Here is an 18,799-nt window from a genome sequence, read left to right as displayed (position 1 = left end):
GACGATCAGGAATAAATAGGCGGGGCGCGGCTGCGCGAGCCTGGGAAGACGGCCGAGCCGGCAACCCCACTGCGCACCGGCGCAATAGATGGGTCCGCTGGGGTGATCGCGGCCAACGCCAGCGATGGACTGACGCAACCGGTGGCTGGACTGTGCAGCAGCAAGGTGCAATAGCCGCACTTGGCCCACGCGGCCTCATGACTCAGCGAGTGCTCAGCGCTGCCGCTGTGCTCGCCACAGGCCAGCTCAGTCAGCCAAGCCGGTTCGGCAGGCTGACTGAGCTGTGACCACAACGGCCCGACACTGAGCAACAGCATGGCGAATAAGGCCAGGCACGCGGCGCGGTATTGGCCTGACTGGGCGCGACTACCGGGCATCACGACCACTCAACGCTGGCACACAACCGCCCTGCTGCGCGGCTGCAACGCTGCCCTGGGAACGCCGTGGCATGCACACAGCCGTGCCGCTCAGCGGGTGGTGGCGCTTAATGCGCGTGCCCTTCAGCGGGGGCCTGCTCACTTTCTGGAGCATCCTTGTGCACCGCCACTTCTACGTCTAACTGGCCGGCCTTCTCGAAGGTCAGGGTCAACGGGAAACGCTCGCCGTCCTTGGCCTGCTGCTGCAGGTTGAACATCATCACGTGGTAACCCATAGGTTCGAACTTCACCTCGCCACCGGCAGGAATCACCACGTTTTGCACCTGCTGCATTTTCATCACACCGTCGGCATGCATGTGCTCATGTAACTCAGCCTTACCGGCGTGCGGGGTGCTGACACTGAGCAGACGATCTGCCTCGGCGCCCTTGTTGTGCACCACAAAATAAGCCGCCGCCGTAGGGGCTACAGGTGGCATTTCCCGCGACCAGGGGTGGGCGATGTGCAACTCACCGATCTTGTATTCGTGGGCATTGGCAAACAGGCTCGGGCTCAGCAAAGCGGCAATCAGCAGGGTCTTTTTCAACAACATGGTGTGTCTCCATTAGTGGGCTAACAGTTCAAGCATGCAATACATGGGGTACGTGTATAACGCAGGCACATCAGGCCTGCGTTCATCCAGTCACTCAGTCGCTGGTCAGTGAGCGCAAGCCCGCTATACGTGACAACAGCAACCAATCCAGCGCGCAGATCAGCAACAAGGACGCGCCCACCAGCGGGAAGGCGGCGCCGAGCAGGGCCATGATGACAATCGCGGTTTTCCAGCGCGGCAGGTCGTGGCGCAGCGGCGGTACGCCAAACTTGCCGCTCGGGCGGCGCTGCCACCACATGATCAGGCCGCTGATCGCACTCAGCAGCACCAGCAGGCAGACCGCAAGCATCAGCAACTGGTTGGCCAGGCCGAACAGCTTGCCCTCATGCAACATCACCCCAGTTTCCACGGTTTTGGCCACCACGCCGTAATCCTTCCAGCGCACATCGGCGAGCACCGCACCGCTGTATTGATCGATGTGCAGGGTGGCGTCGTTACGTGGGTCAGCGGCAAATAGCGCGATGCTGTACACCCCAGTCTCACCTTTCGGCAGAGTGATGCTGTAACCCGGTTGCACGCCGCGCTCGAAAGCGGTATCGACCACGTACTGCAGCAGATTGGCCGGGGCGGTTGGTGCCTCATAGGCAGCATGGCCGTTATGCGCGGCATGTGGATCAGAAGCCGGCAGCGGCGTGGTTTCCACTGCCCAGGCAACGGTCTGCTGGCTGCTGTTGTTAAGGCTGCCGGTAAGCTTGCCGGACTGCGGTACGTCGTCCCACATCGCCGCCGGGAAGTGGTTCCAGGCGCCGGCAAACTGCGCGCCCCAGAAGCCGGTCCAGGTCATCCCGGTGAGCAGCATGAACAACAGCAGCAGCGAACCCCAGAACCCGGTGACCGCATGCAGATCACGCCACAGTAGCCGCCCACGGGCACTCAGGCGTGGCCACAACACACCCGCCCCAGAACGCCCGCGCGGCCACCACAGGTACAGACCGGAGAGCACCAACACGATGCCCCAACCGGCGGCCAATTCAATCAGGCGGTCGCCCAGGGCGCCGATCATCAGGTCGCCATGTAGCTGACGGGCGATGGCCTGCAAGTTGAGCTGCGCATCCTGGCTGCCGAGAATTCTGGCGCTGTAAGGGTCAACAAACACATTGAGGCTCTGGCCATCGACCTCCAGCACAAACTGCGCGCTACGCTCGGTGTTCAGCGGCGGCAGGTACTGACTGATACTGGCCTCGGGATACGCCTGGCGCACCAGTGCCAGTTGCTGATCGGCCGAGATCGCTTGCTCGGCAGGCGTCACCTGCAGCAGCTCGGCATACATCAGCTGATCCAGCTGCGGCTTGAACAGGTAGATGATCCCGGTGACCGACAGCAGGATCAGAAATGGGATCACGAACAGCCCGGCATAGAAATGCCAGCGCCAGGCCAGGTTATAAAAAGAAGGAGCACGTTGGCTCATGGATCAACTCCGATAGCTCATCAATAGCGTTACTGCATGAGGCAACATGCAGCACAACGACGACAGCCGGGACGTGATGCCCGGTCGCTACAGAGTTAACGGAGAAGCGCGGGGGTTGGCCGAAGGCCAGAGATAGCGAACAGGTCGCGGGGTAAAGAAGAACGTCAGCAGTGGTGCGCGGCTGGGTGCCAGCAAACCTAGCAAACCGAAAAACGCTGCCAGGATGATCGCGCTGAAGGTGGAACTCAGGGAGCAACCGGAGCCGGTTGCCGAATTGGGCGCCACCACACCGGAGCCTTGCAGATCGGCACCGGCACCGAAGTTGCCCTCAAAAGAGCAGTACTGGCTGCTCAATCCACTGAGCTGAAGTCCGGCCATCTGCCCGTGACCAATACTGCAGGCGAACGCACTGAACAGAACGCTGAAATACAGCATCCAGGCCAGCAGGCGACGGTCAGTACGGGTCATTTTCATGGGGCGCGACTCTAGCATTGCTCTGGGGCGCATGTGACACAGCCGCACTGCGATGGATTGCCGCAGCGCGCTGACGGCAATCTTAGTTCGGCCACGGGGCATCCGCCAACAACGCTGTACACCTTAGCTGCACGAACTCCCGCAGCAGCAACACCGGCTTGCTCAGTTGCGCACGGTGCGCGCAGATCAGGTTGAGCGGTGTTGGCTCGCCGCGCAGCTCGGGCAGCAGTACCTGGAGTCGACCAGCACGCACGTCGCCGGCCACATCCAGCCAGGATTTGTACACCAGCCCGGCACCACTGACCGCCCAACGCCGCACCACATCGGCATCATCACTGACCCGGTCGCCTTTGACGCTAATGCCCTGCTCGCGCTTGCCGTCACTGAAACGCCAGCGGTCATGTAGCCGCCCGCCGAGCATATAAAGCAGACAGTTGTGCTCGGCCAGGTCCTCCACCGATTGCGGCGCGCCATGCAGCTGCAGGTACTGCGGTGCGGCGCAGAGTACACGGCGGTTCGCGGCGGCAACGGGTAAGGCGACCAGGCTGGAATCCTCTGGTGCGCCATAGCGCAGGGCAATGTCCACCGGCTCGCGAAACAGATCCGCCACACGATCACCCAGCAGCAGACGCAATTGCACCTGAGGATGCGCCTGCTGAAACTCATCCAGCCAGGGCAACAGCGTATTGCGGCCGAAGTCCGATGGCGCAGACAGCTGCAACGGCCCACTGATGCCGACCTTGCTGCCAGCCAACTGCTGGCGGCCGTTATCCAGGCTCTGCAGGGCCAACCGCGCATGGCCGAGAAATAACTCACCTTCGGGCGTCAGCCGCAGGCTGCGGGTGGAGCGGCTGAACAGGCGCGCCTCCAGTTGCTGTTCCAGACGCTTGAGCGCGGCGCTGGCCACTGCCGGGGAAATATCCAGGCGTCGCGCTGCCGCCGAGAGATTGCCCAGATCAGCGGTGGTGACAAACAACTGCAGATCATCAAAACGCAGCATGGCAGCTCATTATCAAAAAAATATTGAAAGAGACTCTAGTAGCAGGCTGTTTTTCTCGTCAATCAAATAACCGAGCATGGCCAGCACTTAACCGGAGTCCACCATGACCACGCCACTGACCCTGATTGCCACCATCACTGCCCGCCCCGGCCAGGCCGAGGCTGTTGAAGCAGGCCTGCGCCAATTGGTGCCGCCCAGCCAGGCCGAAGCAGGTTGCCTGCAATACAACCTGCACCGCCATCAGGAGCTGCCCAACCGTTTCATCATGATTGAGCAGTGGCAGGACGCCGCCGCCCTGAGCGCGCACCAGCAGACCGCACACTTTCTGCACTTCGGCGAAACCTGCGGCAGCCTGCTGGAACAGGTCGATCATCAACTGATGCAACGCATTCTCTAAGGAGCGCTCTATGAAAGCTGTCGCCTATTACCAGTCTCTGCCCGCCGACCACGCCGACGCCCTGCAGGATGTCGAACTGCCTGCGCCGACGCCCGGCCCGCGCGACCTGCTGGTCGAGGTCAAGGCCATTTCGGTCAACCCGGTAGACACCAAGATCCGCCGCAACGTCGCCCCTGAAGACGGCGCTGCCAAGGTGCTGGGCTGGGACGCCAGCGGTATCGTCAAGGCCGTGGGCAGCGATGTCAGCCTGTTCCAGCCTGGTGACCAGGTGTATTACGCTGGGGCGATCAACCGCGCCGGGGCCAATAGCGAGCTACATGTGGTGGATGAGCGCATCGTCGGGCGTATGCCAGCAAAGCTGGCGTTTGCCGAAGCCGCCGCACTGCCACTGACCGCAATCACTGCCTGGGAGTTGTTGTTTGAACGCCTGCAGGTCAGCCAAGGCAGCGCAGACTTGGGCCAGAGCCTGCTGATCGTCGGTGCAGCCGGCGGCGTGGGTTCGATCCTGGTGCAGCTGGCACGTCAACTCACTGGCCTGACGGTGATCGCCACCGCCTCCCGCCCCGAGACCCAAGCCTGGGTTCGCGATCTGGGCGCACACCACGTGATCGACCATCGCCAGCCGCTGAGTGAAGAGCTGAAACGCATCGGTATCAATCAGGTCACCCATGTGGCCAGCCTGACCCAGACCGATCAGCACTATGCGCAACTGGTCGAAGCCCTCGCCCCGCAAGGCCGTCTGGCGCTGATCGATGACCCCGAGCAGCCACTGGACATCATGCAGCTCAAGCGCAAAAGCCTGTCGCTACATTGGGAGCTGATGTTTACCCGTTCGCTGTTTGAGACGGCGGACATGATCGAACAACATCGCCTGCTGCAACGGGTTGCCGAACTGGTGGATGCCGGCACCCTGCACACTACCCTCGGCGAACACTTCGGCAGCATCAACGCGGCCAATCTGCGCCGCGCCCATACTCTGCTAGAAAGCGGCACGGCCAAGGGCAAGATTGTTCTCGAAGGGTTCTAGGAAGAGCCCGGCTCGCGGTACGTGCGAGCCGGTCAGCCTTTATAGCGTCCGACATTTCACTGAGTCTCAGCTAGAATCAGGTGACGGCCTCGCGCGCAGCGCTGGCAAAAAACCATCCGATTACTAACCTGGCTAACGCACTGGCGGCAAGGGATGCGACCCGATCTGAAAGGCCCTCTGCGCCTAGCCGGCGTATATTTATTGTTCAGCTCCCTGTGGATTTTCGGCAGCAATTATCTGCTGCCAAAATTTATTAGCAGCAGCGAGCTATTGGGCAGCCTGAACATTGTTAAAAGCGTGTTGTTTGTCATGCTCAGCACGAGCCTGATCTTTTTTGTCAGCTACCGTGATCGGCGCGCGCAGCGTCTTCTGCTTGATGCCCTCACCCAGAGCAGCCGCCTGCTAAAACGGACTCAACGCAGTGCCTCACTCGGCAGCTGGGAATACAGCCATGACTTCCAGCTCAGTGAAGAGGCGCGGAACCTGCTCGGTCGTGACCACGACGACCACACATGCAGCCTTGAACAACTACTCAACTGCCTGCACCCAGCCGAACGCACTCACGTAAAACGCGCCTTGCAGGCCTTGATCGATGACCACAGCCCGATGCTCGTCAGCGCCCGGCTGTTAAAACCACAACAGTCGCAAACCACGTGGCTGATGCTGCGCGGGGAGGTCGACGAACACAGCCGAATCTTGGGCACCCTTCAGGACATCAGCCTGCAGAAACGCGACGAAAGCGCCCTGCGAGAAAGCGAGCAACGCTTTCGCCAATTGTTCGAGCAAACGCCTCGCATTGCGGTGCAAGGCTACGACCGTGAACGCCGCGTGATTTACTGGAACCAGGCCAGTAGCCAGCTCTACGGCTATGCCGTGCATGAGGTAATGGGCCGTCGTTTGGAAGAGCTGATCGTACCGCCACCGGCGCGTAGCAAGGTGGCCAGCGCGATTAACCTATGGCAACTCGGCGGGCCACAGATTCCTGCGGCAGAGGTGCAGCTACAACGCAAAGACGGCAGCCTGGTATGGGTCTATTCCAGCCACTTAATGCTGCGCAACAGCCTTGATCAACTCGAGCTGTACTGCGTTGACATCGACCTCACCGAACATAAGAAGACCGACAGCGAACTGCAAGCCAGTGACCACCGCTACCGCTCGCTGGTCGAGCACCTAGGCGATGCGATTTTCATCACTGATGCCGCCGCTCAGCTGACTTTTCTCAACCCCGCTTGGGAGCAAATCAGCGGCTACCCCATTCACGAAAGCCTTGGCAGCCCGCTGCAGCACTTTATGCCCGAGTTGGGCCAGCCCCCGCTCAGCCATAGGCTGCATGAGTTACTCGGCGGCAAACTGGATAATCTGCGCCTGGAATGTCAGCTACTGACCCGCAGCGGCCCGGCTCGCCGGGTTGAGTTGCAGTTCAATTTCAGTGAGCTGGAGCAAGGCCTACACGGCAGCCTGCGTGACGTCCATGAGCGCCATCAGACTCAGCAACTGCAACAGGCGCGCAATGCAGTACTCGATGAGCTGCTGGGGTTGCACCCGCTGCACAGTATTCTCGCGGGCATCACCCAGCGCCTGGAAAACCTGCAACCACAAATGCGTGTATCGATCATGCTGCTCGATGAGCAACAGCGCCTCCACGTTGGCGCAGCACCCAGCCTGCCGAAAGCGTATTGCCAAGCCATCGAAGGGATTAAGGCGGGGCTGGAAGTGGGCTCATGCGGACACGCCGCCGTGAGTGGTGAACTAGTCATTGCCGAAGACCTCAACCAGCACCCCTACTGGCGCGATTACCGGGCCGTCGCAGTGGCTGCAGGCTTACACGCCTGCTGGTCACTGCCCTTCAAGGATGATGGCGGTCAGGTGCTGGGCACTTTCGGCATCTACTATTTGCAGCCCACGCGGCCGAGCGCGGCGGATATCGCCCTGGTGACAGAGTTCACTCGTTTGGCGGGACTGGCGGTGCAGTTAAGCGTGACCACGATAAACTGATCAGACCAACGGCGCGTTCGTCGTGGTCGAATTTGTTTCAAGTCAATCAATGTTCATATCTAGCAACTAGACTGCGTGCTCTTGCAGAGGAGATACGTCCATGAACGTCATGATCCAACCTGTAAACACCGCCGCAGGTCGCGGCTGGCAAGTGCGCCTGGGTAAGCAAACGGTCACCTTCCGCAGCGAGCCCGAAGCCCGCGAGTTTGTCAGCACCCTGCAAGCCCGCCTGAACGCACCGCATGCCTTACCCGCAGAGCAGCAGCGCGTCGCCAGTTAACCCAGTACGTGGCTCGTTCCGCGCTCGGCCCAGCGGGTAAACAGAGAAAACCCTACAGCCAATAACCCACAGACAAAAATCACCACCGCAACCGACCAGGCACTGCCGTCATGCAGCACACCGACCATGGTGGCGGCACTGGCGGCGATGACAAATTGCAGGCTGCCCAGCAACGCTGAGGCACTGCCGGCATGCCGGCCTTGCCCGGCCATGGCGCAGGCCGAGGCGTTGGGCAACAGAATGCCTAAACAGGCAATGCAGCCGAACAGCGGAATCAACAACGGCCACAAGGCCTGCGGCTTGGCCAACGCCACCACCAGTAACGCCAGGCCGCACGCCAAGTAGAACCAAACGGTTTTGCCTAACCAGTAAGCCGGCCCATGCCGCGCGACCAGCCAGGCGTTTAATTGCGCTACCAAAATAAACCCCAGGGCATTACTGCCGAACAACAAGCCGTAGTGCTCGGCGGGGACGCCATACAGCTCGATAAACACAAACGGCGAACCAGCGATGTAGGCAAACATCCCGGCTACGGCAAAACCGCCCGTCAGTGCATACCCCAGAAACGGCAGGTTGGCGAACAGTCGCTTGTACTCACCTATCGCACCGCGCAGAGGGGCTGGAGGAACATCCTTAGCCAGGGTTTCCGGCAACCACTTAGCCAGCGCGAGCAGGCAGATAAGGCTAAACAGCGTCAGGCAGATAAAGATTGATGGCCACCCAAACGCACTGAGCAGCAGGCCGCCGGCCAGTGGCGCGAGAATCGGTGCCACGCCCATCACCAGCATCAACTGGGAAAATACCTTGGCCGAATTGATCGGATCACACAGGTCACGCACCACCGCGCGCGACACCACCATCCCGGCACAACCGCCCAGCGCTTGAACAAAGCGTGCGGCAATTAGCCATTCCAGACTCGGCGCCAATGCACAGGCCAGTGAAGCCAGGCTGAACAACGTCACCCCGAACAACAACGGCTTGCGCCGACCAAAGCGATCCGCCAAGGGGCCGTAAACCAGTTGACCAACGGCCAGACCTACAAAGTACGCAGCCAACGACAGTTGCACGTGCTCCACATCGGTGGCGAAGGCCTGCGCCAGGGCCGGGAAGCTCGGCAGGTAAAAATCGATAGCCAACGGGCCAAAGGCGCTAAGCGAGCCGAGGATCAACAAAAGACGTAAGGGCATGTACATCCAGATTAAGTAAGGGTCTATCCGCTGCCGTAGCCCGGATAAACACCGGGCAATTTACGGCCTCACAGAGCGCTCCCGGAGTGCATCCGGGCTACGCTCTGCCCGCCCTGTTACAGGGCGCAGAGATCAAACAGAGGGGTCGGCTTTCTTCCGACCTTTGCCGATTTTGTCCGCCAGGGACTCCACCAGCAGGTAGAACATCGGGATCAGGAAGATCGCCAGGAAGGTTGCCGCCAGCATGCCGCCGATGACGCCAGTACCAATCGAGTGACGGCTCGCCGAGCCCGCACCCGTGCTAATTGCCAGCGGTACAACACCGAGAATAAAGGCCAGCGACGTCATGATGATCGGACGGAAACGCAACCGCGCGGCCTCCAGCGCCGACTCGAAGATGCCCATGCCATTGTGTCGGTTGAGCACGGCGAACTCGACGATCAGGATGGCGTTCTTCGCGGCCAGGCCGATCAGCGTAAGCAGACCGACCTGGAAGTACAGATCGTTTTCGATACCGCGCAGCCATACCGCGAGGATCGCACCGAATACCGCAAACGGCACTGCCGTGACCACCGCCAGTGGCAAGGTCCAACGCTCGTACTGCGCCGCGAGGATCAGGAACACCATGATCAGGCCGAAGATAAAGGCACTGCTGCCGGAACCCTGAGACGCAACTTCCTGGAAAGCCGAACCGGTCCAGCCAATGCTGTAATCACTGCCCAGCACTTCGTCCGCGACCTCCTGGATTACGCTCAGCGCTTGGCCCGAGCTGTAACCGGGAGCCGGCCCGCCAAGAATCTTCGCGGCTGGGTAGACGTTGAAGCGTGCATAGGTATCCGGGCCGAGAATACGTTTGACCTTGACCAAACTGGCCAACGACACCAACTCACCACTGGCCGCACGCACATAGACCTGGGACAGGTCCTCGGGCTTGCTGCGGAATTCCGCCTCAGCCTGCAGGCTGACCTGAAACGTGCGCCCATACAGGCTGAAATCATTGACGTAGTAGCTGCCGAATGTGGCCTGCATGGCGGTGAATACATCACTCACCGTCACCCCAAGCGCGCGCGCTTTGGTGCGATCAAGGTCGATAAAGTACTGCGGCACGTTGGCGCTAAAGGTGCTTTGTACACCCGCCAACTCAGGGCGTTTGGCGGCAGCGGCCAGGAAAGCCTGCACCTTGCTCGCCAAATCAGCGGTAGTGCCGCCGCTGCGGTCTTGGATATAGCCTTCAAAACCGCCGGTGGTGCTCATGCCTGTGATCGGCGGCGGGTTGAAGCTCATCATCACGCCGTCTTTTTGCGACGAGGCCATGCCCATGAACTCACGCGTTAGGTTGCGCGCATCCAGCTCCGGCGTGGTGCGTTCGCTCCAGTCTTTGAGCGGCACAAAGGACACTCCCGAACTGCTGCGGGTACCGGAGGAGAGAATGTCGAAGCCGGCAAAGGTCACCACGTTCTCCACCGATGGATGCGCCATCAACTGCTGGGTCACCTCGCTGGTGAGTTTCTCGGTGCGGGTCAACGAAGCAGCCGGCGGCAGGAAGTAGGCATTGATCACATAGCCTTGGTCTTCGCTGGGCACCAGGGAGCTGGGCACCCGGTTAAACAGCACGACCATCAACGCGATCATCGCCCCAAACAGCAGCAAACCAACCGCCGTGCGCTTGAGGAAGAAACGTACGCCGGCAGTGTAACCATTGGTCAGCCTGTCAAATACGCGGTTGAAGGCGCGGAACGGTGCCGCCGGTTCGTGATGCCCAGGCTTGAGCAGCAAGGCACAGAGTGCCGGGCTCAGGGTCAGGGCGACAATGCCGGAGATCACCACTGACACGGCAATGGTGATGGCGAACTGTTTATACATTTCCCCGGCCAATCCGCCGAGGAAGCCCACCGGCACGAATACCGCGCAGAGCACCAGCACAATGGCGATGATGGGGCCGGTCACTTCCTCCATGGCTTTGATGGTGGCCTCACGCGGCCCTACCTTGTCGGTGGCCATTACCCGCTCAACGTTCTCGATCACCACAATGGCGTCGTCCACCACGATACCGATGGCCAGTACCATGCCGAACAGGGTCAGCAGGTTGATCGAGAAGCCGAGCATGTACATACCGGCAAAGGTGCCGATCAACGAGACTGGAATCGCCAGTACCGGGATCAACGTGGCGCGCCAATTCTGCAGGAAGATGAACACCACCAAGACCACCAGGACCAAGGCTTCGAAGAAGGTGTAAATCACCTCATCGATCGACACCCGGACGAATTTGGTGGTGTCGTACGGCACCTTGTAGGTCATGCCACTGGGGAAGGTCTTCGACAGTCGCGCCAAGGTTGTGCTGACCGCCTCAGCAGTGTCCAAGGCATTTGCGCCCGGCTGCAGGTACACACCAAACGCCGCGTTTTGCTGACCGTTGAGCGAGGTCATCAGCGAGTAGTCCTGCGCCCCCAGTTCGATCCGCGCGACATCCTTGAGCAACAGGCTGGCACCGGTTTCATCGGTACGTAGGATGACGTTTTCAAATTCTTGCGGATCAGTGAAGCGGCCCTGGGTGGTTACCGTGTAGGTAAAATCCTGCTCCTGCTTAAGCGGTTGCTGGCCGAAGCTGCCGGCGGCGAACTGCGAGTTCTGCTCACGGATCGCATTCACCACATCGGTCGGCGTCAGGTTGAACTGCGCTAGCTTGTCCGGACGTAGCCAGATGCGCATGGAGTAGTCTTTCGAACCGAACTGGCTGACATCGCCCACGCCGGGCAGGCGCTTGAGTTCGTCGATCACGTTGATCAATGCGTAGTTGCTGATATACACCGGATCGCGCGAGCCATCCGGCGAATACAGGGTCACGACCTGCAGGATGTCCGAAGACTTCTTCTGTACTTTTACACCCTGACGGCGCACTTCTTCCGGCAACTTGGCCAAAGCGGCCTGCACCCGGTTGTTAACGTCGATAGTGGCCTGGTCTGGATCGGTACCAACCTCGAAGTACACCGACAGACTCATGGCGTTGCCGCCAGAGTTGGACTGCTGGTAAATCATCCCTTCGACGCCGTTGATCGACTGCTCCAGCGGCGCTGCTACCGTTTCGGCAATTACTTGGGCGCTCGCGCCGGCATAGCTGGCGCTAACCGACACCTGTGGCGGGAGAATTTGCGGGTACTGGGCGATAGGCAACGCACGCATGGCCATGAGGCCGGCCAGCACCAATAGGATGGAGATGACCGCGGCAAATACCGGACGGTCGATAAAGAAGCGTGAGATCACCGGGGACGCTCCTTAAGATTGGCTGGCTGCGGGGGCAGCAATACTGACCGGGCTGTCCGGACGGACTTTGGCTAACCCTTCGACGATCACCCGATCACCTTCACTGATCCCGGAAACGATCACCCAACGCCCCTTGGCCGTATGCCCCGTGGTGACCTGGCGCATGCGCGCAATACCAGCGTCGTCGACCACATAAACAAAGGTGCCTGCAGGGCCTTGGGCAACCGCGCGCTCTGGCAGGGTCATGGCGTTAGGCAGACTTAGGCCTTTAACTTGCACGCGGACAAACTGACCGGGTAGCAGCTTCTGCTCAGGGTTAGGTACGACGGCGCGTGCGCTGACCGAACCAGTACCGCGATCAATCAGGCTATCGGTAAAGTCCACCTTGCCTTCCAGCGGATAAACACTGCCATCGCCCAAGGTAATTTTCACACTCATCTTGCCGTCTTCAGGCAGCATCAGGCTGCCGTTCTGCAAGCCACTGCGGACACTGGCCACATCGGAGTCGGGCGCCGCAAAGTTGACGTAGATGGGGTCCAGCTGGGTGATGTTGCTCAGCAGACTGGCATTCGGATCACCAGCGACCATTAAACTGCCTTCGGAAACAGTTTCTTTGCTGGTAATACCGGAAATGGGCGCCTTCACCGTGGTGTAGTCGAGGTCGATCTGCTTAGACAGCACCTCGGCCTCAGCGGCCTGGATATTCGCCTTGCTCTGCTCGAAGTTGGAGACGGCATTGTCCAGCTCGCTCTCGCTGGCAAAGCCCTTCTTCTGCAGCTCACGGATACGCTTGAGGTCACGCTCGGTTTGCCGATAGCGCGCCTGCTCTTGCGCAAGTGCACCTTTGGCCCGGCTCAGTGCGGCCTGGTAAGTGCGCGGGTCGATGCGAAACATCACCTGGCCCTTCTTCACAGCGCTACCTTCTAGGTAAGTGCGCTCCTGCAGAATCCCACTGACCTGAGCGCGCACCTGAACTTCACGAAAGCCGGCCGTGCGTGCGGAGTATTCAAACTCCAGCGGCAATGCTTCGACCTTTACGGTTTCCACCACAACTTCGGGCGCGCGCGGGGCATCAGCGGCATACAGCGGGGAAGCCAAAACAGCCAGCAACAAGGAACCGGCAAGCGCCGGCAGATGACGGGGCAAAAGCATGGATGTCTCCGAAAGGACGCAGGGCGCAGCATGTGGGCCGGCAATGCTAGTTACATACACAAGTGCTTGTAAATAGAACATTGCCCTTAACTTCATTACACTTTGTGCTCAGCCTAGCCAGAAATACGCCTGCTGCCATGCGCAGAACCAAAGAAGATGCCGAAAAAACCCGAATGGCTCTGCTTGAAGCCGCTGAAACGCTGTTTCTAGAAAAAGGCGTGGCGCACACCAGCCTGCAACACATTGCCCGCCAGGCCGGGGTCACGCGGGGTGCGGTGTATTGGCACTTTGCTAATAAAGCTCACCTGTTCAACGCCATGCTCAATCAGGTGCGCCTGCCGCCCGAGCAGTTAGCTGAACGCATGCGCGGCTGCCCTAAAGACGACCCACTGCTGACCTTGCGTGAGCTGTGCATCGATGCAATTACTGGCCTTGCCTTAGATGAACAGAAGCGGCGGGTCTTCACCATCCTGCTGCGACGCTGTGAGTTCACCGAGGAGCTGCGCGAGGCTGAAGAGCGCCACGAAAGCTTTATCAACCTATTTATCGAACTCTGCGAACAGCAGTTCAGCAGCCCGTCAGTCAGCTTGCGCCTGTACCCGGGGCTCAGCCCGCGCCTGGCAGCGCGGTCTGTACATGCCTTAATTGTCGGCCTGTTCCACGACTGGCTGCGTGATCCCGGGCTCTTCGATCCACTGCAGGACACCGCACCGATGGTCGATGCCTGCTTTCGTGGGCTGATCCGTGACTGGCCAGCCCAGTAAATCTCAAGTACCGATTAGGCTAAACCGGCGCTGTAGCCAGCTTCGGCAATCGCAATAATCAGCTGATCGCTGGGCAGGCTACTCCCCACCGTTACCTCGCCGCCTTGCAGTTTCACCCTCACATCCGCGGCCGCATCACGGGCCAGCACGGCCTCGGTTACCGCTTTAATGCAATGGTCACAGGTCATGCCTTCGACCCGAAATGTATGAACGCGTGTTGCTTGCATCAGTAATCACCTGAACTCACCTGTTGAGGTGCACAGTGTCCTCCCTCCCAGCGGGGTCAGGTCAAGCCCAAAAATGGTCGGAGCCTTTTTAACTCTGCTCAGCAGCGGCCTTAAGCACACCTGGCAAGGCCCCCAATAAAACGGCGCTTGACCCTACCAAGGTGGCAAGGTTGATTATGCAGTGAAACCTAACGGAGACCGTCGCATGCCCACTCTCACCACCTTCGATCTGCCGATACGCGGCATGACCTGCGCCAGTTGCGCCGGCCGCGTTGAGCGCGCACTGGCCAAGGTGGCCGAGGTCACTGGTGTCAGCGTCAATTTGGCCAGCGAACGGGTGCGCCTAGAAGCGCCAGTCGAAAGCTTGAAGCAACTGGTCGCGGCCGTCACTGCGGCCGGCTATGAGGTGCCCAGCGAACGCCTCGAACTGGCCATCAGCGGCATGACCTGCGCCAGCTGTGCCGGCCGCATCGAGCGCGCACTGGCGCAGCAGCCAGGCGTGATGTCGGTCAGCGTCAACTTGGCTACAGAACACGCGCAACTGCAGGTACTCCACGGCACTGACCTGAACGCCCTCCTGCAGGCTGTCAGCCAAGCGGGCTACCAAGCCAGCCAGCTCAGCGCCACACAGAACGCGTCAGCGAGCGCCGGCAAGCCGCTGCAGCGCGAGCGCTGGATGCTGCTTTTGGCCATCCTGCTGACCCTGCCGCTGGTCGTTCCCATGCTCGTCGCGCCCTTCGGGCTGCACTGGATGTTACCCGCCTGGGCGCAGTTCGCCCTCGCCACGCCCGTGCAGTTCATCTTCGGCGCACGCTTCTACCGCGCCGCCTGGAACGCACTGCGCGCCAAGGCGGGCAACATGGATCAACTGGTCGCCATCGGTACCAGTGCCGCCTATGGCTTGAGCCTCTATCAATGGGCGGTGACGCCGACCGATGGCATGCCGCACCTGTATTTCGAAGCCTCGGCAGTGATCATTACCCTGATCCTGCTGGGCAAGTACCTGGAAAGCCGCGCCAAACGCCAAACCAGCAGCGCCATCCGTGCCCTGCAAGCGTTACGCCCGGAGCGCGCCCTGCGCCTGCGCGATGGCAGTGAACAGTGGGTGGCCCTCAGTGAACTGCAGCTGGGCGACCGCATTGTGGTCAAGCCAGGCGAGCGTTTCCCCGTCGATGGCCAGGTCGCAGAAGGTCGCAGCCACGCCGACGAGGCACTCATCAGCGGCGAGAGCCTGCCGCAGCCCAAACAGCCCGGCGACACGGTGACCGCTGGGGCGATCAATGGCGAAGGACGCTTGCTGATCGAAACCACCGCCCTCGGTGCGGAAACCGTGCTGTCGCGAATCATTCGCCTGGTCGAAGACGCTCAGGCCGCCAAGGCGCCGATCCAGAAACTGGTGGATAAGGTCAGCCGCATCTTCGTGCCCAGCGTATTACTGATCGCCCTGGCCACGCTGGTGGTCTGGCTGGTGCTCGGCGCAGGCATTGAAACGGCCTTACTCAACGCGGTGGCGGTGCTGGTGATTGCCTGTCCCTGCGCCCTCGGCCTGGCCACGCCCACCGCGATCATGGCGGGCACCGGGGTGGCCGCCCGTCACGGCATTCTGATCAAGGATGCCGAAGCCTTAGAGGTCGCCCACTCAGTCAGCCTGGTGGCATTCGACAAGACCGGCACCCTGACCTCCGGCTCACCACGCATCACCCACCTGCAGGCCGTCGACGGCGATACCCAGCAATTGCTGCAACTGGCGGGGGCGCTGCAACGCGGCAGCGAGCACCCACTGGCCAAGGCGGTACTCGACCAGTGCGCAGCAGAACAGCTAACACTGGCCGAGGTCAGCGACAGCAAAGCCCTGGCTGGGCGTGGTATAGAAGGCCGCATGGGCAAGCGCCAACTGGCCTTAGGCAACAAGCGCCTGTTAGAGGAGCACTGGCTGCAGAATCAAACGTTGGTCGCCGAAGCGCTGGCCTGGGAAGCCGAAGGTCGCACCCTGTCCTGGCTCGTGGAGCTGGCGCCACAACCGCACGTGCTGGGCCTGTTTGCCTTTGGTGACACGCTTAAGGAGGGCGCAGCAGATGCCATCAGCGCGCTGACTGCACAGGGTATCGACAGCCACTTGATCAGCGGCGACAACAAAGGCAGCGTCAATGCCGTGGCAAAAGCCCTCGGCATTACCACCGCACATGCTCAAGTACTGCCGGCGAATAAGGCTGCAATCATCACCGAGCTGAAAAAAGACGCCGTCGTGGCCATGGTGGGCGACGGCATTAATGATGCGCCGGCGCTGGCCGCCGCCGATGTCGGTATCGCCATGGGAAGCGGCACCGATGTGGCCATGCATGCCGCCGGAATCACCTTGATGCGTGGCGACCCGCGCCTGGTGGCTGACGCCCTGGACATCAGCAAACGCACCTACAACAAGATCCGCCAAAACCTGTTCTGGGCCTTCGCCTATAACCTGATTGGTATCCCGCTGGCCGCGGCAGGTTTACTCAACCCGATGCTGGCCGGCGCCGCCATGGCCTTGTCCAGTGTCAGCGTGGTGAGCAATGCCCTGCTGCTGAAACGCTGGAAACCAACGGATCACCACGGACATGCACAAGCGGACGTGTCCGCCAGTTAACCGCAGCCAAAGTCGCACCGACGCAAAAACCGACGCAAGCAGATGGGAGTTCGTATGAATATCGGCCAAGCGGCAACGAAAACCGGCCTCAGCGCCAAGATGATCCGCTACTACGAAAGCATCGACCTGCTGCCCGCCGCCGCTCGGACGGACAGTGGCTACCGCCAGTACAGCGCACAGGACCTGCACCGCCTGGCCTTTATCAAGCGCTCGCGCGATCTGGGCTTTTCCCTCGCAGAGGTCAGCCAGTTGCTGGCCCTATGGCAGGACCGCCAACGCGCCAGCGCCGACGTCAAAGCCTTGGCCGCCACGCATATTGATGAGTTGGAACGCAAGATCAGCGAACTCAGCGGCCTGCGCGACACACTTAAAGAGTTGATGGATAACTGCCAAGGCAACGACCGCCCGGATTGCCCGATCCTCAAGGATCTGGAGTCCGGCTGCGGTCATTGACCGATCACCCTACAAGGCCTGCTGCAACGCCCGGCAATCCACCGCGAAATGGTCGACCAGCTCCGGCCAGGGGTTTTCGGCCAGGTTGACCAGCACGCTGCGCGCACCCGCCGCGCGGGCACATTCCAGGTCAAAGCGGTAATCACCCACCATCACCAGCTCGCTGGGTGCCACCTGCCAGGTCTTGGCAAAATGCAGCAGGCCGCCCGGATCAGGCTTGGGCGGCGCCTCATCGCGGCCGATGACATCGGCCACGGCAAAACAGTCGTCCAGGCCGATCGCACGCAGGGTCAGCAGCGCCAGCTCATGGGCATTGCGGGTGAGGATACCGAGGCGGCAACCGCGCGCGCGCAACTCACGCACCAGCGCAATCGCCCCCGGCGCAGGCTCGGAGGCCAACGCCAGTTCGCGCTCATGCTCCAACAGCCAAGCATGCTTAGCGGCAGCCAGCGCCTCAGGCAGGCTGGCCAAGTGGCCGAGAATGTCCTCGGCCAGCGGAATATCCAAGGCGCGCTTGATCGCCTCAAAATCATGCACCGCCAAAGTCAGAGTGCCGTCCATATCGAAGACCCAGTGACGGGCGCTTGCGAGGCTCACTTCCAGTCCTCCCGCATACGAATCAAGCCTTCCTGCGCCACCGAGGCGACCAGCTGGCCCTGGCGATTAAAAATGCTGCCGCGCGCAAAACCACGGGCATTGCCGGCCCATGGGCTGTCCATGCTGTAGAGCAGCCAATCATCCATGCGCAGGTTGCCGTGGAACCACAACGAATGGTCGAGGCTGGCCACCTGCATAAATTTCTGCCACACCGACACGCCATGCGGCAGCATCGAGGTGGTCAGCAAATTGAAATCGCTGGCATACCCCAACAAGTATTTGTGCAGCTGCGGGTCATCCGGCAACTCGCCGGCGGCGCGGAACCACACATGTTTGACCGGCTCACAGGGCTTCGGCGCAAAGGGGTTGCCCACCGTCACCGGGCGGATCTCGATTGGTTTGTCGCTCACAGCCCGCTCACGCATACGCTCCGGCAAGGCATCAGCGATCAGAAGCGCCAGCTCGGTTTCCGACTTAAGCCCTTCCGGCCCCGGCACATCAGGCATCAGGTCCTGATGGTGAAAGCCCTCTTCATCGAACTGAAAGGAGGCGCTGCAGGTAAAGATGGGCTTGCCCTTCTGGATAGCCGTCACCCGCCGCGTACTGAAACTACCGCCATCACGCACGCGTTCGACCTGATAAACCACCGGCAGCGTGGCATCGCCGGGGCGTAGAAAGTAGCCGTGCATAGAATGCACATGGCGCTCGGCTTCGACCGTCTGGCTGGCCGCCGAAATACACTGGCCAAGCACCTGACCACCGAACAGCTGACGAAAACCAAGGTCTTGGCTCACGCCGCGAAATAGATTCTCTTCAATGGTTTCCAGGGTCAGCAGGGCGACCAACTCATTCAACACCAGACTCATTTAACGCTCTCCTCTAAACCCAGGGCATCACCACGCGCGACGGCGAAACATGGTACCCGAT

General features: G+C 60.7%; 18 protein-coding genes. 7 read left to right on the top strand and 11 right to left on the bottom strand.

Annotation, left to right across the window (positions count from 1 at the left end; translation table 11 throughout):
• Positions 1–5 precede the first annotated feature (5 nt).
• The 5 genes from ACEPAJ_RS03060 to ACEPAJ_RS03040 all read right to left on the bottom strand — a co-directional run bounded on the left by ACEPAJ_RS03060 (position 6) and on the right by ACEPAJ_RS03040 (position 3,909).
• Positions 6–377 carry a DUF2946 domain-containing protein gene (locus tag ACEPAJ_RS03060; RefSeq protein WP_425913492.1) on the bottom strand — a complete coding sequence of 124 codons (372 nt, stop codon included), beginning with the start codon at positions 375–377 and terminating at the stop codon, positions 6–8.
• A 107-nt stretch (positions 378–484) separates the two neighbouring features.
• Positions 485–967: a copper chaperone PCu(A)C gene (locus ACEPAJ_RS03055; RefSeq protein ID WP_425913491.1), complete on the bottom strand. Its 483-nt coding sequence runs from the start codon at positions 965–967 to the stop codon at positions 485–487.
• 94 nt (positions 968–1,061) lie between these two features.
• Complete coding sequence (locus ACEPAJ_RS03050) at positions 1,062–2,435, bottom strand: PepSY-associated TM helix domain-containing protein (protein ID WP_425913490.1); 1,374 nt, start codon at positions 2,433–2,435, stop codon at positions 1,062–1,064.
• 87 nt (positions 2,436–2,522) lie between these two features.
• Positions 2,523–2,909 (bottom strand): DUF2946 domain-containing protein, encoded by a 387-nt coding sequence (locus ACEPAJ_RS03045; RefSeq protein WP_425913489.1) that lies wholly within the window; start codon positions 2,907–2,909, stop codon positions 2,523–2,525.
• Between the two features lie 82 nt (positions 2,910–2,991).
• Positions 2,992–3,909: a LysR family transcriptional regulator gene (locus ACEPAJ_RS03040; RefSeq protein WP_425913488.1), complete on the bottom strand. Its 918-nt coding sequence runs from the start codon at positions 3,907–3,909 to the stop codon at positions 2,992–2,994.
• Between the two features lie 103 nt (positions 3,910–4,012).
• On the opposite strand from ACEPAJ_RS03040, the gene ACEPAJ_RS03035 reads away from it, so the two are divergent.
• The 4 genes from ACEPAJ_RS03035 (at position 4,013) to ACEPAJ_RS03020 (ending at position 7,608) form a co-directional block, all read left to right on the top strand.
• On the top strand, positions 4,013–4,306 hold the full coding sequence (locus ACEPAJ_RS03035) for a putative quinol monooxygenase (RefSeq protein ID WP_425913487.1): 294 nt from the start codon (positions 4,013–4,015) through the stop codon (positions 4,304–4,306).
• A 10-nt stretch (positions 4,307–4,316) separates the two neighbouring features.
• Positions 4,317–5,333 carry a zinc-binding alcohol dehydrogenase family protein gene (locus tag ACEPAJ_RS03030; RefSeq protein WP_425913486.1) on the top strand — a complete coding sequence of 339 codons (1,017 nt, stop codon included), beginning with the start codon at positions 4,317–4,319 and terminating at the stop codon, positions 5,331–5,333.
• A gap of 201 nt (positions 5,334–5,534) precedes the next feature.
• Complete coding sequence (locus ACEPAJ_RS03025) at positions 5,535–7,328, top strand: PAS domain S-box protein (protein WP_425913484.1); 1,794 nt, start codon at positions 5,535–5,537, stop codon at positions 7,326–7,328.
• Positions 7,329–7,428: 100 nt separating this feature from the next.
• Positions 7,429–7,608, top strand: a complete 180-nt coding sequence (locus tag ACEPAJ_RS03020) for a hypothetical protein (protein WP_425913483.1) — start codon at positions 7,429–7,431, stop codon at positions 7,606–7,608.
• On the opposite strand, the gene ACEPAJ_RS03015 is transcribed toward ACEPAJ_RS03020, so the two are convergent.
• The 3 genes from ACEPAJ_RS03015 to ACEPAJ_RS03005 all read right to left on the bottom strand — a co-directional run bounded on the left by ACEPAJ_RS03015 (position 7,605) and on the right by ACEPAJ_RS03005 (position 13,208).
• Complete coding sequence (locus ACEPAJ_RS03015; RefSeq protein WP_425913482.1) at positions 7,605–8,795, bottom strand: multidrug effflux MFS transporter; 1,191 nt, start codon at positions 8,793–8,795, stop codon at positions 7,605–7,607. The genes ACEPAJ_RS03020 and ACEPAJ_RS03015 overlap by 4 nt on opposite strands.
• Positions 8,796–8,927: 132 nt before the next feature.
• Positions 8,928–12,056, bottom strand: a complete 3,129-nt coding sequence (locus ACEPAJ_RS03010) for an efflux RND transporter permease subunit (protein WP_425913480.1) — start codon at positions 12,054–12,056, stop codon at positions 8,928–8,930.
• A gap of 12 nt (positions 12,057–12,068) precedes the next feature.
• Complete coding sequence (locus tag ACEPAJ_RS03005) at positions 12,069–13,208, bottom strand: efflux RND transporter periplasmic adaptor subunit (RefSeq protein ID WP_425913478.1); 1,140 nt, start codon at positions 13,206–13,208, stop codon at positions 12,069–12,071.
• 137 nt (positions 13,209–13,345) lie between these two features.
• On the opposite strand from ACEPAJ_RS03005, the gene ACEPAJ_RS03000 reads away from it, so the two are divergent.
• Complete coding sequence (locus ACEPAJ_RS03000; protein ID WP_425913477.1) at positions 13,346–13,972, top strand: TetR family transcriptional regulator; 627 nt, start codon at positions 13,346–13,348, stop codon at positions 13,970–13,972.
• A gap of 14 nt (positions 13,973–13,986) precedes the next feature.
• On the opposite strand, the gene ACEPAJ_RS02995 is transcribed toward ACEPAJ_RS03000, so the two are convergent.
• Positions 13,987–14,199: a heavy-metal-associated domain-containing protein gene (locus tag ACEPAJ_RS02995; protein WP_090243493.1), complete on the bottom strand. Its 213-nt coding sequence runs from the start codon at positions 14,197–14,199 to the stop codon at positions 13,987–13,989.
• A gap of 205 nt (positions 14,200–14,404) precedes the next feature.
• On the opposite strand from ACEPAJ_RS02995, the gene ACEPAJ_RS02990 reads away from it, so the two are divergent.
• Entirely contained in the window at positions 14,405–16,822 is a 2,418-nt protein-coding gene (locus tag ACEPAJ_RS02990) for a heavy metal translocating P-type ATPase (RefSeq protein WP_425913475.1), read from the top strand.
• 54 nt (positions 16,823–16,876) lie between these two features.
• Complete coding sequence (gene cueR / locus ACEPAJ_RS02985; protein WP_425913473.1) at positions 16,877–17,275, top strand: Cu(I)-responsive transcriptional regulator; 399 nt, start codon at positions 16,877–16,879, stop codon at positions 17,273–17,275.
• A 9-nt stretch (positions 17,276–17,284) separates the two neighbouring features.
• Here the strand turns inward: cueR and ACEPAJ_RS02980 are convergent, their stop codons facing one another.
• Positions 17,285–17,872 (bottom strand): HAD family hydrolase, encoded by a 588-nt coding sequence (locus ACEPAJ_RS02980; RefSeq protein ID WP_425913471.1) that lies wholly within the window; start codon positions 17,870–17,872, stop codon positions 17,285–17,287.
• Positions 17,869–18,738: an acyl-CoA thioesterase II gene (gene tesB / locus ACEPAJ_RS02975; protein ID WP_425913469.1), complete on the bottom strand. Its 870-nt coding sequence runs from the start codon at positions 18,736–18,738 to the stop codon at positions 17,869–17,871. The genes ACEPAJ_RS02980 and tesB overlap by 4 nt, the downstream gene beginning before the upstream one ends.
• Between the last annotated feature and the right edge of the window lie 61 nt (positions 18,739–18,799).

It is taken from the genome of Pseudomonas sp. GWSMS-1 (assembly GCF_049847425.1).
GTDB lineage: Bacteria > Pseudomonadota > Gammaproteobacteria > Pseudomonadales > Pseudomonadaceae > Aquipseudomonas.
This window is presented reverse-complemented; position numbering and strand designations above follow the sequence as displayed.